This window comes from Paenibacillus sp. J31R30 (assembly GCF_059692115.1).
Window position 1 is genome coordinate 821,811 of the sequence record NZ_JCAUAV010000002.1, and the last position, 14,389, is coordinate 836,199.

Here is a 14,389-nt window from a genome sequence, read left to right on the forward strand (position 1 = left end):
TAACCTCCCGTTTACAATTAATATTTATCGTAAATTAATTCTTTCGTTGTGAAACCACACATTTCAGGGAAATTTTTCAATAAATGAGCGATTTGATCGTCGGGAATTCCGATGGATTCCAATCTCCGAGCGCGGACTCTTTCTTGAACAGATCGGGCTGTTTCAAAATCGTTAATATGCTCATAAAGCTTAGCACCCCATTTTTTCCCAAAATCGACATGGAGCCTTTCATCGACGATATCGAACTCAGATTGGATAGCCGATAACGTATCACCAAATTTCCAAAAAGCATCTATTGATTTACGTTTTTTGAAGAAGGAGCAAGGTTCGGCAATCATAGTTAGCCCTGCATAAAATTCTGGGAAGACGTCATCTAGATTTTCTGGTGATAGAGCATTTGTACCTTGCCATAGGAATTCTTCCGTACGATGACCCCATTGAAGCAGTCGTCTAACACCCATTTGGCTATGACGGACTTCATCCCAGGTATGTCGGGCAACATCGATATAGAAATCGATAGGCATTCCCTGAACACCATAGTAAAGGTAAGACAAAGATTCGGCAGAAGTCATTTCCGTGGCGTTAATAAATACCATCTGCTTAACGCTATCGTTTACTGGGCTACTTGAATCACGAAGTAAATTGACCGCGCCATGCTTTGCTGGATCTAAGAGCGGAAACCGAGGGTCAGGAGCAGCGACAGCAGGCACAGGACCCGCGGGTTTGAAGTCAGGCTGAATAGGCCATTGTGTAGTCTTCTTTCCTAAATTTCGAAACAAGTGTAAGGTAACTTGTCCTGCGTATTGAAGCCATTGATGATAGACTTGTTGAAGTTGGTTATTTTCCGAATATGCGAAGCGGGTATAGCGTTCTGTGTATTCAATTAGCTGTCTCCGATCAGTTTCCGCATCTCTTAGAGCATCGAAACTTGGAGAATCGAGAATGGGATCCATCTCGGAGCGCAGTCCGTCATAACTTTCGTACAGGGAGCGTAATAGCATGTTGTAACCCGCAGCAAATTCAGGGATGCCAGGAGCAATCGAGAGTCGATCGAATGCTTCGCGTATAACGATAGGAGTTCGTGAACGGTCATTGATACCTGGACCAGGTAGTTCATCGATTCTTTCACGAAGTCGTTTTAAGTGAATGGTATGCAAATAAGCGAAACGCATCAAGTCACCTTTAGCGTCCCAATCAGGAAATACGGAAACCCATCCCATTACCATGCGCGATAGCTCGAATTCAATCCAAAATAGCTGAAGCAATCGCTGATTCGTTTCAATTGGACGAAGTTGACGACTACTGTATTGATGAACGATACTATCAGGCAATCCTTGTTGATCGATATCTACATCAAATTCCGTTTGAGACTCTTGATTATTCTCCATTGTAATAACCCTCCTGAATGAATAATGATTACTTACTCATCATAAGCGTTTATTGTGATGAAAAGTGATCATCTTCTATGGCAAAATAACGCATTCCTACGATTTACAAATTACATTTTCCTAAATTGGCCTGGCGTCATCTTCGTTATTTTCTTAAATGCATTCGAGAAATGAGGCACATCGGTGAAGCCGCAAAACTGTGCGATTTCCTCCATCGTGTAATCGCCTTGCTTAAGCAGTTCTCGGGCATGCTGGATCCTTAAATGTAAAAAATATTGATGCGGAGAAACACCGAATTTGTTTTTGAAAAGGGCAGAGAAACGCGAAGGAGAAAGTCGCGCCCGCTTCGCCATATCTTGAAGTGATAACGGTTCGGAAAGATGAATCGAAAAGTAAGAGGTGATCCAGTTCAAGGATTGCGGTTTGTGCGAGTGATCTTCTTGCTGAAGATCACTAAATTCTTTAAGAAGACCGAGGATCATCTCCTGGAGCAAATGATTAGCTTCCAGTTGGCTGATGACATCGCCATTCTGCCATAGACCAATCATTTTTAACAAGGATTCTTTATAACTGGAATTATGCTGGAGTCGGAACTTAACGGGAATAGAGATATTAGCAAAGTCGTTCAAACGTGGCTGTATAAGATGCTGGTATTCAGTTAGATCAATCAGCCCTGGCTTCGTTGCGAAACTATGCTCCCGTTCAGCATGATAGAACAGATCGAAATGAGCGAAAGGCGTAATCGTTCGAGAGATTCCTTTTAAAGAGCAAAGAAGATCAGGTTGAATGAGACAGAAATCCCCTTCCTCGCATGTATATGTCACACCATCTATTTCAAATTCACAGGTACCTTCCTGAATATAGATCAGTAAGTAATCTAGTAGTTTGCGGTTGGGAACCGTCCACCCTGGCTGCCTGACGGCATAGTCCGATTCTCGGATATAGGGGACGATTGGTTGATTTTTGATTACTTCAAGAAACGATTGATTCATGGAGAAGCTCCTTTTTTACCAGAAGATATAATAAGATTTTACAAGAAAACAGTAAGGTTTCACAATGCCTTTTTTACATGTTTCCGATATAGTTAAGTTAATTCTTACAGTTTAGAAAGAGAGGAATTAACGATGACTAGAGTAAATATCAACAATTTAGGCTTAATCCCTCTTTCAGGTGTTAGTAGTTATGAAGACGCTTGCAAAGTCGGCTATGACATCGATCATAACGTGAATTTACTTAGAAGATATCTGTATTCCGAATCGCAACTGACTAAAATTTTTGCAGCACATATTACCAGTACCCCTGAGTGGGAAGTGAAGGGTGCTTTTGGACTTCATATTTGGCTTGATGCTGAGCATAGTGCCGCACTTCGGAAAAGAGTGACGGAGATGAGGGAACCGCCTTTACATTTGGATAAAGTTCCCGATGCGCAGCTCGAGGCATTCTTTGGCGAAGTGATACGCGCGGAGACCACGTTGGAGCTTCTTGTGGGCATTTATCGCGTTGCCAAACGGGAATTAGTTCGCTCATTGAAAAAGCATCTAGTGGAAACGAATCCGTTAGTTGATCATCCTACCTGTCGTGCTTTGAAATTGATTTTAGTTGAAGAGGAAGAGATGGTTCCATGGGGAGAAGCGGCTATTGAAGCCCTTATCCGTACGGAAGAAGATCAGCAAGCCGCATTAAAGTGGCAAAATCATATCGAATCATTCCTTTATGCGGCAGGAGGCATTTCGGGGGACTTGGCTAAGCCAGCAGATTGGCAATTAACAGTGCCACGATCAGATGGGCAGCCATTTGAAATGAACGTGGAGCCTCGTCGTGATGCGAGATTTTCAGATAGCTATAATTCAACCGCCAATTTTGACCAGTATTATTTTGATGAAAACCGTCCAGCGGACGAAAGAACGTATGCACTCCTTTTTAAACGTCTCCGTGAGATGGACGTACCCGAGTGGATGGGTCCCATTATTTATAAAACGACTGGGAAGCCATGGGATTACTATCAAGACTTGAGTAGACAGCTATGGGACGAGGCTCGTCATTCGATGATGGGTGAAGTGGGTCTCTACCAGGATGCTGTTGAGTTTTACAAGTATCCAGTGGAATTTTTAACAACAATGGCATTGAACAATACAGCTACGTCACTCGAGGCGCATCTTGTACTTTGGTACATTGAGCAAGGATTGATGCCGAAAGATACGGGAAAACATTTTGAATGGGCCGTCGCCAAAGAATCGGATAACGATCTTGCCAAAACGTTTCAGGATTACGACTGGGCTGATGAGGTCTTGCATGCGCAAATCGGCAGGAAATGGTTAGTTCCTGAATTCAAGGATATGGGGGAACTTAAACAGCAAGCGGAAAGCGTCATGAACCGGAACCTAGCTGAGAAAGTCAGGTTGAGCCAGAGATCCGAGCAGAAAGAATGGTGGCCAGATTTTCTTGCGGAAATTCGTGCAGGAAAAGAAAGAACGCGTGGAGGGGTGACAGCGTCATGATTTTAACTGATAAAGTATGTGTGGTTACAGGTGCTGCAAGAGGGATTGGCTACTCATTAGCGAAACAGCTTCATGCTGCAGGAGCGAAAGTAATGCTGACCGATGCGGATGAGAAAGCATTAGATGAAGCTGTAGCGTTGCTTGCTTCCGATCGTGTTATTGGGGTGAAGGCGGATGTGCGTTCAGAGTCCGATATTGCAGCATTGACGGAGAAGACTGAGGCTCAGCTAGGTCCGATTGCCGTTTGGATTAATAATGCAGGCGTTGCCAGACATAAGCTAATCACCGAATATACGGAAGCTGATATCGACTGGATGATGGACGTTAATTATAAAGGCACAATTCTTGGCTGTAAGTATGCGCTACGTAGTATGCAAGAGCAGCGTGCAGGTCATATTATCAATATCATTTCAACTGCGGGATTAACCGGAGTGCCAACGGAATCCGTCTATTGCGGCACAAAATTTGCTGTCAGAGGATTTACGCAAGCCCTTCAAGAGGAAGCTGCACAATTTAACATTCGAGTTTCTGGTATTTACCCTGGGGGTGTCAATACGGGTTTCTGGGATATCGCGCGCGAGCAAAAATCTCCTGTTGAGAAATATTTGACACCTGACGATGTGGCAAGCGCTATTGTCTCCGTCATTCAAATGGACGATAACTGTGTCACACATGAGATTGTGCTCCGTTCGATGAAAGATGCCAATTTTACCTTGCAGGAATTAAATCAATGAAGCTGCGATTATATTCCGATATCATTCAATCTAAAGCGTTAGGCTCACGTCGTGTCTACCGACTCTTAATGCCAGAACCGCGTCCAGTCGGTCGACTGCCCTTATTGATTTTACTGCATGGGGTACATGGTTCCGAGATTGATTGGACGGAACAAGGTCAACTCATCACAACGATGCAGGCATTGCTTGATGAGCAGGTAATGGGTCCGATAGCGGTTCTTATGCCGTCAGATGGTTTGACCGCCATCGGAACTGGGTATTTGAATTGGGATATCGGAGGACCACATCTCTATGAAGATTATTTGTTGGAAGACTTGATTCCGCATATTGAAGAGAAGTGGCATGTAGGCGGAAGCAGAACAACAAGGGCGATCAGCGGGTTATCGATGGGGGGATATGCTTCTATTCGGATGGCGTTCGCGCACCCAGAGCGATTTGCTTCAGCCTCCAGCTTAAGCGGATTTTTCCATGTTATCGAGCTTGGCGAACTAATTGGTGCCGAAGATTACTCGCACATTTTTCAAGCAGATGGGAATCGAACGGAGGAAGTATCCCCCTTAACCATGTCCATTCCTCCCTCTAAGGATCTTCCTAAGCTTAAATTTGATTGCGGTGTAGAAGATCGTTATATTCAAATGAATCGCCAGTTGCATGAAAGGTTGGAAGTGTTGGATCTACCTCATTCATATGAGGAGTATCTAGGTGCTCATACCTGGGATTATTGGCGAGAGCATATTAAAGAACATTTGATTTTTCATTCCAATGCGATGAAAGAGTCCTCTTCTTGAGGTCTCTTTTTTTACCACATAAAAATTTATAAGTTTCCGCTACTCGTAAGTTTTTCTCATTGTATAATAGCAAAAAAGTGCAAAATTAATGTTTCGGGAGAGAACTCCATGGCAGCTAAATCTGACTACAAAAAGATGAGTCGTATTTTAAATGAAACCGCAGTTAATTTGCAGGGTGAAGATTTAGGCTTCAAGGTGCATTATTGGGGAGCATTGCCTGCGCATTTTGATAATCCCGTACATCGGCATTCTTTCTTTGAAGTTTGCTATGTATTGTCGGGTGAGGGGTTCTACTTGGAGTCGGGCGAAACGTATCCGTTGCAGGCAGGGACATTATTTTGTTCATTGCCTGGTAAATGGCATCAAATCAAAAGTGAGAAAGGAATCGAGCTATACTATGTTGCATTCGAAGTAGACGATTCTTGTTCGACAGAAGCAAGCTTACATCGCTATCTGCAAATGATGAATGAAAACAAAATTACCGTGCCAATGGCAGACGATACCGTGTCAGCGCAGACTTGGCGCATGCTGTTTACGATTTGTATGAAGGATCGTGCCATGACGAAAGAGCTGATTCGCTGTTATGCCTATGCGTTACTTGTTTCCTTTTGCAGTGAGTTTGTAGAGGGTAGTGAGATGGACGACACTCCGGAGCACCAACAAATTTCATCCTACTATTTACAAAGAGCAAAGCTATTTATCGATGACAATCTTTCTTCATCGCTAAATATCCAGCAGTTGTCGGCCTATCTGAACATAACGGAGCGACACTTATCGCGCTTGTTTGCCAAGCAAATTGGGCAATCGTTCACCCATTATGTGCAAGAACGCAGGGTTCGGAAGTCAATGGAGCTTTTACGTGAGACGGACTGGACTTTATGTCATATCGCGCAGGAAACAGGCTTTGAATCCGTGCACTATTATACAAGGGTTTTCAATCGTAAAATCGGCGTGCCCCCTGGCAAGTTTCGCAAATCCCAACTTTCAGAAATTCCATTCAGTTGATTGTGTTATAATTAATCCAGGTAGTGAAGCACACGCCGTCTGTTACAGGTTCATAGAACCGTGCAGGCGGCTATTTTATTTCCAGGAGGTAGATGAAGATAGAGACGATAAAGGGGCTTTTGAACTCGGACGAGTCATTTACTCATGCTTACACAAGGTTTATGGAAGAGCAAGTCAAGGGGAGCGTGGGAGAGAGGAGAAGAAGGTTGCTTAGCGAGAAGCGGTACGCGGAAACTTTGTTCTTAAAGGATGTCTGGTGGCCAGCATTCGGTAACTTTCGACTTTTATTCGCCGAGTTTGAGCTCCGAGACTTTAAAGATGGCTGGCGGTTCTTGGATTTTGTATTCATCATTAACATTACACGAGTGTGCATCGAGATTGACCCGTATGGGACACATTTTCGCAACATTGATCGTAAGCAATACGATGACAATTTACACCGGCATAACGACCTCGTCTTGGACGATTGGAAAATTTTAAGGTTTTCGCTAGATGATATTAAGTACAATCCCCGCAAATGTCAACAGACGATCATGCAAGCAGCAGCGAAATGGGGTTTGGAAGATACAAATCGTCTACTCCAATTAATTCCTATCGAATATGCTGTTTGGAAATGGGTTGAAAATCAAGACGACATGGTCACGCCAACATCAGTAGCTAAGGCGCTCCGAATTAATCGAGAAACTTCCACCAAATATCTTAAATCACTTGTTCTTAAAGGATTAATTCTTCCTGCATCCAGAGAAGGAAAGAAGATTATGCGGTATCGAGCAAAAACTTCGGGAGGAACCAAGTGTTAGCTGGGTTGCCCGCGGTTATGATGGTTGACGCTGGAAAAACCAGCTTGACCAAGGTAAATCCCCCTCATCCTATAGATGACGCTGGAAAATCCAGCCTGGAAAGCATGGATCAGCTAGCCCCACTTACCTGACGCTGGAAAAACCAGCTTGACCAAGGTAAATCCCCCTCATCCTATAGATGACGCTGGAAAATCCAGCCTGGAAAGCATGGATCAGCTAGCCCCACTTACCTGACGCTGGAAAAACCAGCTTGAACGAATCAAATCCCCCTCACCTAATCGATGACGCTGGAAAATCCAGCCTGGAAAGCATGGATCAGCTAGCCCCACTTACCTGACGCTGGAAAAACCAGCATGAACAAGACAAATCCCCCTCACCCAATCGATGACGCTGGATAATCCAGCCTGGAAAGCATGGATCAGCTAGCCCCACTTACCTGACGCTGGAAAAACCAGCTTGAACGAATCAAATCCCCCTCACCTAATCGATGACGCTGGAAAATCCAGCTTCGTAAGCCTGTTTCAGCTAGCTTATTTACCTGACGCTGGATTTTCCAGCCTCTGTAAAGCGTGGCGCAACTTGCACACCATTTGACGCCGGATAATACAGCCTCATAAGCCTTGTTCAGCTAGTCCCTCTTACCTGACGCCGGATAATCCAGCTTCTGAATGAGTGGTTCACCAACCACACCCTGTGAAGCGGAAAATCCATTATGTTTTTTGAAATGAAATGTCCGAATAGTGCAAGTGTGTGTCTTATTGCTTCAAAGACAATACCTCCCTCAACGTTTATCATATTAGTAAGCGCTAACACACGATAAATAAGGAGGAAACACAATGGCTAATGCCTATACGAAAAGGGATTATTCGCTTACAGGCCCCGAGAATAAGCGTGCACAGGACAAAGGATTAGTTGCTGCGGAATGGTACATGAGTCCAATTCCACGGAAGCGGCTTAAGGAACTCATGAAGCGTAAAGATGGTCCTGCCATTCGCGATACGATTATCATGTTTGCTTGGCTCTTCGCTACGGGGCTGCTTGCTTATTATACGTGGGGGACCTGGTGGGCCATACCGGTGTTCGCTATATACGGAATTAGCTATGCTTCGATGGCGGATTCAAGATGGCATGAATGTGGCCATGGCACGGCATTCAAGACACCATGGATGAATGATGCCCTTTATCAAATTGCCTCCTTTATGGACTTGAGACCGCCGACGCCTTGGCGTTGGAGCCATGCTCGCCATCATACTGACACGTATATCGTTGGTCGCGATCCAGAAATTGCGATGTCGAGACCGCCTATTTGGCGTATCATTTTTGGAGAAATTGTGCACATTTATGGAGGCGCTAGAGATCTCAAAAGCGTTATCTTACACAGTTTCGGCAAGCTTACGCCGTCAGAACAAGATTATGTGCCAGAGTCAGAGTATAAGAAGGCGGTTTGGATTTCACGTATTTGGGTGTTAATCTTACTCGGATTCATTATTTGGTCGATCCAAATTGGCAGTATCTTACCGCTGATGTTCGTGGGCCTTCCGACTTTTTATGGACCGATTCTCCTATTATTAGTAGGACTGACTCAGCATTTGGGACTACATGAAGATGTGCTGGATCATCGTTTAAATACACGTACCATTTATTTAAATCCATTCTTCAGATTTCTATACTGGAACATGAATTATCACATCGAACATCACATGTTTCCAATGGTTCCCTATCATGCTTTACCTGCCCTTCACCAAGAATTGAAGTTTGATTATCCAGCACCGAATCCTAGTCTTGGGTCAGCTCTCAAAGAAGTTATTGCAGCATTGATTAAACAGAAGGAAGATCCGACATATGTGGTTGATCGTCCTCTGCCATCTACGGCTAACCCGTATTATTACGGTGTACAAACAAAAGAACAATTAGCTAATTAAACAAACCAACACTTATTTACTTGGAGGTACTTATGCAGCAATTAATAGGTTGGGTAGAAGCATGTGAAGTGGATGAGATTGATGAAGAAGATGTTATTCGATTCGATTATGACAATCGCACGTTTGCTATTTATCGTTCCGCGAAAAGCGATTATTTTGCAACAGATGGGTATTGTACCCATGAGAGAGTTCATTTAGCCGACGGACTTGTGATGGGCAACCTTATTGAGTGTCCGAAGCATAATGGTCGATTTGATTATACAACGGGTGAAGCGAAGCGCACGCCAGTTTGCGAAGCTCTAAAAACATATCCTATAAAGATTGAAGATGACAAGATCTTTATCAAGATTGACTGAGGAGAGAAAAGAAGATGGCTGATTTAGGAATGGTGATTGTCGGTGCAGGTGAAGCGGGTGCGCGTGCGGCCGTGGAGCTTCGAACGGAGGGTTGGAAAGGACCGATCACGCTGATAGGAAAAGAAAGGCTGGCACCCTATGAGCGGCCGCCGCTTTCCAAGAGTGCGTTGGTTGATGAAGAAGAGCCTTCGCCAATGACGATTCTTGATAAGGCTAAGCAATCCCAGTACGGGATTCAATTCATCTCGGATCGTGCAGTTGTGAAGATTGATCGGGGTCAACATGAGACTGAACTTAGTAACGGACAAAAGATAAGGTATGAGAGGCTCTTGCTAGCGACAGGAGCTTCTCCACGCCGATTGTATTTGGAAGGCTCCGACATGGCGGAATTATTATATCTCCGAACCTTCGCTGACTCACTTGTTTTACGCGCTAAATTTCAATACGGGAAGCACATTGCTGTCATTGGTGCCGGCTTTATTGGACTAGAAGTAGCGGCAAGCGCACGGGAAAAAGGTTGCAAGGTAACGGTTATTGAAGTCGGACCTCGTATTCTGATGCGAGGCGTACCTGAGGAAATCGCTAATATTGTAGAAACGCGTCATCGTCAAGCAGGTGTAGCTTTTAAACTAGGAGTAGGAATTGGACGCATCGCAAAAACGAGAGATGGACATTCAATTACACTTGTAGATGGAACCGTTGTCCAATGTGACGAGATTGTCGTAGGCATTGGTGCGATCCCTGAAACAACATTAGCTGTTCAAAGTGAACTTATAGTCGACAATGGCATATGGGTGGATGAGAGACTCACAACGAGTGACCCTGATATTTTTGCAGCAGGTGATTGTTGTTCCTTTCCGCATCGTCACTTTGGAGGCAAGCGTATTCGTCTGGAGGCTTGGCGAAATGCGCAAGATCAAGGAACACATGCCGCACAAAGTATGCTGGGTTCATCCAACCCTTATCTCGCAATCCCTTGGTTTTGGTCGGATCAATATGAACAAACTTTACAAGTCACTGGATTACCAGACTGCGGCGTGAAGACCGTGGTTAGACATGTGACGGAGTCCGATAAGTTGTTCTTCCATTTATCTTCCGAAGATCAATTGGTTTCGGCCAGCGCGGTAGGATTGAACGGAAAGATTGCCAAGGATATTCGATTTGCAGAAATGCTAATCCAAAAACAGGCAGTACTCGATCCCACAGTCTTAGCAAATCCGGATGTGAAATTAAAGTCGCTTTTGAATTCATAATTCTCATTTTAAGGAGTAAAGCATGAGTAATTGGAATCGCATTAATGATGGGACTCTTAATCCGCCAAAATTGGATGTTCAACAAGCCATTTGGGCCATGCAAGGATTGGGAGAGAACGGAAGAGAATGGTCGCTGGAGCAGAAGTTTGAGAAAATTGCTGAAGCGGGATTTACAGGTGTCAGCTATTTATTGCCATCTGTTGCGGATATGGACTTATGGCATCGTTTGCTTGACCGCTATAAACTGAGCTTCAGCGCGATTGCCTTTCCTGCCAAGCCGCAAGACTTAATTGAAATCATGAAGCGAGCTAACGAATTTGGCCGTGTACAATATATCAATTCGCAGGTACTTGATTCTTTTGTCATTGATCAAGAAGCTGTTCATTTACTGCAATCATTATTGAAGGTAACGGATGAGTTTCGAATTCCGCATTTTATTGAGACGCATAGAGGTACGGTTACACAAGATTTAATTCGTACGGCAGGCTACGTTGATGCCCTTCCCGATCTCAAATTGATGATCGACTTATCTCACTATGTTGTTGCGGGTGAAATTGTAGGAACGAATGAGAAGGTTGAAGTCTATTTCGATAAGCTGCTGGAGCGTTCTGCAGGTATGCATGCCCGTGTCTCTAGCGGTGAACAGGTCCAAGTAGATATTGGCGTGGACGGTGAACATCCGATGGTGGTGCATTTTACACGCTGGTGGCGTAAGGGTATGGTGCATTGGCTTAAACAAGCGAAACCCGGAGATATATTTCCATTCTGCTCAGAGCTTGGACCACCGAATTTTTATGCAATGACCTACCGAGACAAGCAAGGGCAGGAACATGAAGTTTCCGACCGATGGCAGCAAGCGTTACTGTTCAAAAGAATCATCGAGGAGCAGTGGAGGCAAGCTCAAGCAGGGTGAAGCAGGGTGTGAGGTTTCGGGATAAGTAAAAATAACCCCATTCTCAAATTTGAGATTGGGGTTATTAATCTTGACTCAACCTTAAATTCAGTGCTTGACGGCTAAGTCCCCATGCGATGCCGTTTGCACTCCAGTAGTATACCGAGACATTACTTTCGTCGATCAAGGGAATGAGACGAAGGTCATTGAATCGTTCGACGCGGAAAGCTCCAACCCCGTCGAGCTCCAGCAAGCAGGCTGGTAAGCGATTATGGTCAATTTCAAAGCCTATACCGAACAAAACTAATCATCGCGAAGAAGACGCTGGGGAAGGTGCCCGGCGTCTTCCCTTGTTAATCCAAGTATGAGTGCGCTCTCCGTTATCTTTAACCTTGAGCTGCATCCGTGTTCATGTAGTTGATTGCCCACATATGGCCGTCCAAGTCCTCGAAGGCCCAATGATACATGAATCCATAATCCTCAGGTTCTTCGTACGATTTCCCGCCCAAGGAGACCGCAGTATTCACGATTTCATCCACCTTCTCTCGGCTCTCGAAGGCCAATGCGATCGTCATTTGCGCATACTTTTCCGTATCAACGGTTTCCTTCTGCGTGAGCGACTTTAAAAGTTCTTTGGTGAGCAGCATGACCTGCAGGTTGTCGCCGATCACGATGGCTACCGCCTTCTCATTCTCGGGGAATTGCGGGTTGAGCTCGAATCCGAGTCCGGTGAAGAACGCCTTCGATTGTTCTACGTTGTTTACAGGCAGATTGAAGCTCGTGAATGTGGACATTAATGCCATTTTTAAACACCTCATCGTCAAATTGGTTTGTTGTCATTGATGCCTTCGTTTATTTAGACGAAAGCCGATCCGGGAATTCATCGGTCTACTTGATTCCTGCCAATCCTGTATTGTTGTAATTCCCCAACCACAAAAAAAGGAATAAGCAGATGCAAACCCAGTATATCAACGAACTTCTCAACATACCAGAGTTACACGTAAGCCAGATTCTGTTTGTCGGTCACATGCCGGATTCGGATGGACCTACGAATTTGTGGAGCACAAACAAAGCTACTGCAACCTGTTTCGCTCCCTTGCGGTGGAACAAGCGCTTGGCTCAACAGCGGCGCATAGCGCCCGCATGCAGCAAGCGGCGACGAGCACTGTGGAACGTCTGCATCAGGAAGCCGTTTGTCTTCACATGCGAAGGCTCATCTGAAATCGCATCAACGTTTGCTGAGCCCGCCAGCAGATGCGCTTAATGAAGAGAGTAGAAATCGTCTTCATATTTTGCTTGGCTATTCCCCGCTCTTGCGCAGCGTATAGGAATTGAAAGAAGCCTTCACCACTTGGTACAACTGTTCGCCGAGCGTTACCATCACCGAATCTGGTTTTGAACGTTGGTGTGCGCATGGGGATCGAATCGACCATCCGGCAGTTCGAAGCACCTTAAAAACGATGCGAAACTGGAAGATGGAAATCGTCAACTATCATCGTTGCAGATGGACGAACGCGACAATAGAAGACCGGCATAATCGCATTAAGGAAGCAGAAGGCAAATCGCTATTAATTATGAAACAAAATAAACGGAGCGCCGCGGAATTGCGGGCTCCGTTTTCTAATTAATTCTGGAATATCACACTTTTAATATAACTTATTAAGGATAGACTCCGTGGTTTTCCATGCATCCGCTCCCGAACTATTTTCAGATAAATATAGCGTCAGGCTTATCGTAATTAATTCAATGATATAGAGAATGGAGACTTTACTTTTTAAGTCGTTGTCAAAAACCGAAACCCCCTTGCTTAAACAAACAAGACGCGTATCGGCTACCTCGGTGATCGGTGATCGGCCATGACCGGTGATACAAATCGTATGGGCTCCACTGGATCGAGCTTTTTTTAGTGCTTCAACCACATCCTTCGTGCTTCCAATCTGGGAAATGCCAATTGCGACATCATTTGTATTTAAATGAGCAGCGCTAATTAGTTGAAGGTGAACATCAATATGTGCATCAGCCATAAATCCCATGCCGAGTAGTTTCATTTTTAATAAAACAGCTAGGGGGCCAGATTCGCCTAGTCCGAAGATAACAATTTTTCTGGCTTCCATAATCTTAATGACGGATTTTTGCAATTCTTCCAAATCGAGTACTTTCAGCGTTTCCTGTAGATTGCTTATGCTTATATGGGCAAGCCTTTGTGGAAGGTTCATTTTACCTTCATTTGTATCAGGTCTTATCCCACTATCCATGTCTCTAGCTAGTTTGATTTTTAGTTCTTGATAACCTCTTAAGCCGATAGATTTGCAAAAACGAGTGATCGTCGACTGCGCCACCTCTAGTTCGTCTGCGACTTGTGTAACGGAGGAATAGATGACTTTGGTGGGGAACTCCATGACAAAGGCGGCGATTCTCTGCTCTGTTGAAGAAAGGTGAGCATAGGAACTGTTCAGCTTAGATTTAATGGTAAATTCGCTCGCATCTTCGTTTGTGTTATTTTCTAATCGCATCCAGGGTTCTCCTTTGAACTATGATAATCAGCTTAACTTGACGAATATTATAAGTATACAATGAATTGGCAAATTGCGAAAACGAATCGATCTAGCAACAGTATTTATCAATTTCTACTGCATAATGTCGAAAAAATATTTATTATAAATTATATAATATCGATAAAATAATTATTTACAATTCATTTACTCGCGATTATAATCAACTCATAAGGCACAGTAGAGAGAGGAGTTATGGGG

The 14,389-nt window shown here is 44.3% G+C and carries 14 protein-coding genes and 2 pseudogenes; 12 read left to right on the plus strand and 4 right to left on the minus strand.

The features are described from left to right. Positions 1–17 precede the first annotated feature (17 nt). Both AC58QO_RS09530 and AC58QO_RS09535 read right to left on the minus strand, forming a co-directional pair. Entirely contained in the window at positions 18–1,388 is a 1,371-nt protein-coding gene (locus AC58QO_RS09530; protein WP_497265055.1) for a hypothetical protein, read from the minus strand. 110 nt (positions 1,389–1,498) lie between these two features. Continuing rightward, entirely contained in the window at positions 1,499–2,380 is an 882-nt protein-coding gene (locus AC58QO_RS09535; RefSeq protein ID WP_497265056.1) for a helix-turn-helix domain-containing protein, read from the minus strand. Between the two features lie 132 nt (positions 2,381–2,512). On the opposite strand from AC58QO_RS09535, the gene AC58QO_RS09540 reads away from it, so the two are divergent. The 11 genes and pseudogenes from AC58QO_RS09540 to AC58QO_RS09590 form a co-directional block, all read left to right on the plus strand. After that, positions 2,513–3,886 (plus strand): hypothetical protein, encoded by a 1,374-nt coding sequence (locus tag AC58QO_RS09540; protein ID WP_497265057.1) that lies wholly within the window; start codon positions 2,513–2,515, stop codon positions 3,884–3,886. Continuing rightward, positions 3,883–4,620, plus strand: coding sequence for an SDR family oxidoreductase (locus AC58QO_RS09545; RefSeq protein WP_497265058.1), 738 nt, complete (start codon positions 3,883–3,885; stop codon positions 4,618–4,620). The genes AC58QO_RS09540 and AC58QO_RS09545 overlap by 4 nt, the downstream gene beginning before the upstream one ends. Next, positions 4,617–5,408 carry an alpha/beta hydrolase gene (locus AC58QO_RS09550; RefSeq protein WP_497265059.1) on the plus strand — a complete coding sequence of 264 codons (792 nt, stop codon included), beginning with the start codon at positions 4,617–4,619 and terminating at the stop codon, positions 5,406–5,408. The genes AC58QO_RS09545 and AC58QO_RS09550 overlap by 4 nt, the downstream gene beginning before the upstream one ends. Before the next feature lie 108 nt (positions 5,409–5,516). Beyond that, positions 5,517–6,413 (plus strand): helix-turn-helix domain-containing protein, encoded by an 897-nt coding sequence (locus AC58QO_RS09555; protein ID WP_497265060.1) that lies wholly within the window; start codon positions 5,517–5,519, stop codon positions 6,411–6,413. A 92-nt stretch (positions 6,414–6,505) separates the two neighbouring features. Next, a complete protein-coding gene (locus AC58QO_RS09560) occupies positions 6,506–7,213 on the plus strand; it encodes a putative endonuclease domain-containing protein (protein ID WP_497265061.1) in 708 nt (235 codons plus the stop codon). Continuing rightward, a complete protein-coding gene (locus AC58QO_RS09565; protein ID WP_497265062.1) occupies positions 7,207–7,344 on the plus strand; it encodes a hypothetical protein in 138 nt (45 codons plus the stop codon). The genes AC58QO_RS09560 and AC58QO_RS09565 overlap by 7 nt, the downstream gene beginning before the upstream one ends. 705 nt (positions 7,345–8,049) lie before the next feature. After that, complete coding sequence (locus AC58QO_RS09570) at positions 8,050–9,135, plus strand: fatty acid desaturase family protein (RefSeq protein WP_497265063.1); 1,086 nt, start codon at positions 8,050–8,052, stop codon at positions 9,133–9,135. Between the two features lie 32 nt (positions 9,136–9,167). Then, the gene (locus AC58QO_RS09575) at positions 9,168–9,491 is read left to right on the plus strand and encodes a MocE family 2Fe-2S type ferredoxin (protein WP_497265064.1); all 324 of its coding nucleotides are present in this window, start codon (positions 9,168–9,170) and stop codon (positions 9,489–9,491) included. 14 nt (positions 9,492–9,505) lie between these two features. Beyond that, positions 9,506–10,744, plus strand: a complete 1,239-nt coding sequence (locus AC58QO_RS09580) for an NAD(P)/FAD-dependent oxidoreductase (RefSeq protein ID WP_497265065.1) — start codon at positions 9,506–9,508, stop codon at positions 10,742–10,744. 22 nt (positions 10,745–10,766) lie between these two features. Next, a complete protein-coding gene (locus AC58QO_RS09585) occupies positions 10,767–11,657 on the plus strand; it encodes a sugar phosphate isomerase/epimerase family protein (protein WP_497265066.1) in 891 nt (296 codons plus the stop codon). A 145-nt stretch (positions 11,658–11,802) separates the two neighbouring features. Beyond that, positions 11,803–11,901: pseudogene (locus tag AC58QO_RS09590) on the plus strand (polyketide cyclase); the annotation flags it as partial. Between the two features lie 121 nt (positions 11,902–12,022). Here AC58QO_RS09590 and AC58QO_RS09595 read toward each other — a convergent pair. Continuing rightward, positions 12,023–12,439 carry a VOC family protein gene (locus AC58QO_RS09595; protein WP_173120015.1) on the minus strand — a complete coding sequence of 139 codons (417 nt, stop codon included), beginning with the start codon at positions 12,437–12,439 and terminating at the stop codon, positions 12,023–12,025. A gap of 217 nt (positions 12,440–12,656) precedes the next feature. On the opposite strand from AC58QO_RS09595, the pseudogene AC58QO_RS09600 reads away from it, so the two are divergent. Further along, positions 12,657–13,264 (plus strand): annotated as a pseudogene (locus AC58QO_RS09600) (transposase); the annotation flags it as partial. 18 nt (positions 13,265–13,282) lie between these two features. Here AC58QO_RS09600 and AC58QO_RS09605 read toward each other — a convergent pair. Further along, positions 13,283–14,149, minus strand: coding sequence for a MurR/RpiR family transcriptional regulator (locus AC58QO_RS09605; protein WP_497265067.1), 867 nt, complete (start codon positions 14,147–14,149; stop codon positions 13,283–13,285). Positions 14,150–14,389 lie beyond the last annotated feature (240 nt).

Coding starts and splice junctions, on each gene's coding strand:
- AC58QO_RS09580 (WP_497265065.1), top strand. CDS start 9,506: ATGGCTGATTTAGGAATGGTGATTGTCGGTGCAGGTGAAGCGGGTGCG.
- AC58QO_RS09560 (WP_497265061.1), top strand. CDS start 6,506: ATGAAGATAGAGACGATAAAGGGGCTTTTGAACTCGGACGAGTCATTT.
- AC58QO_RS09585 (WP_497265066.1), top strand. CDS start 10,767: ATGAGTAATTGGAATCGCATTAATGATGGGACTCTTAATCCGCCAAAA.
- AC58QO_RS09540 (WP_497265057.1), top strand. CDS start 2,513: ATGACTAGAGTAAATATCAACAATTTAGGCTTAATCCCTCTTTCAGGT.
- AC58QO_RS09545 (WP_497265058.1), top strand. CDS start 3,883: ATGATTTTAACTGATAAAGTATGTGTGGTTACAGGTGCTGCAAGAGGG.
- AC58QO_RS09605 (WP_497265067.1), bottom strand. CDS start 14,149: ATGCGATTAGAAAATAACACAAACGAAGATGCGAGCGAATTTACCATT.
- AC58QO_RS09535 (WP_497265056.1), bottom strand. CDS start 2,380: ATGAATCAATCGTTTCTTGAAGTAATCAAAAATCAACCAATCGTCCCC.
- AC58QO_RS09530 (WP_497265055.1), bottom strand. CDS start 1,388: ATGGAGAATAATCAAGAGTCTCAAACGGAATTTGATGTAGATATCGAT.
- AC58QO_RS09595 (WP_173120015.1), bottom strand. CDS start 12,439: ATGGCATTAATGTCCACATTCACGAGCTTCAATCTGCCTGTAAACAAC.
- AC58QO_RS09550 (WP_497265059.1), top strand. CDS start 4,617: ATGAAGCTGCGATTATATTCCGATATCATTCAATCTAAAGCGTTAGGC.
- AC58QO_RS09555 (WP_497265060.1), top strand. CDS start 5,517: ATGGCAGCTAAATCTGACTACAAAAAGATGAGTCGTATTTTAAATGAA.
- AC58QO_RS09570 (WP_497265063.1), top strand. CDS start 8,050: ATGGCTAATGCCTATACGAAAAGGGATTATTCGCTTACAGGCCCCGAG.
- AC58QO_RS09575 (WP_497265064.1), top strand. CDS start 9,168: ATGCAGCAATTAATAGGTTGGGTAGAAGCATGTGAAGTGGATGAGATT.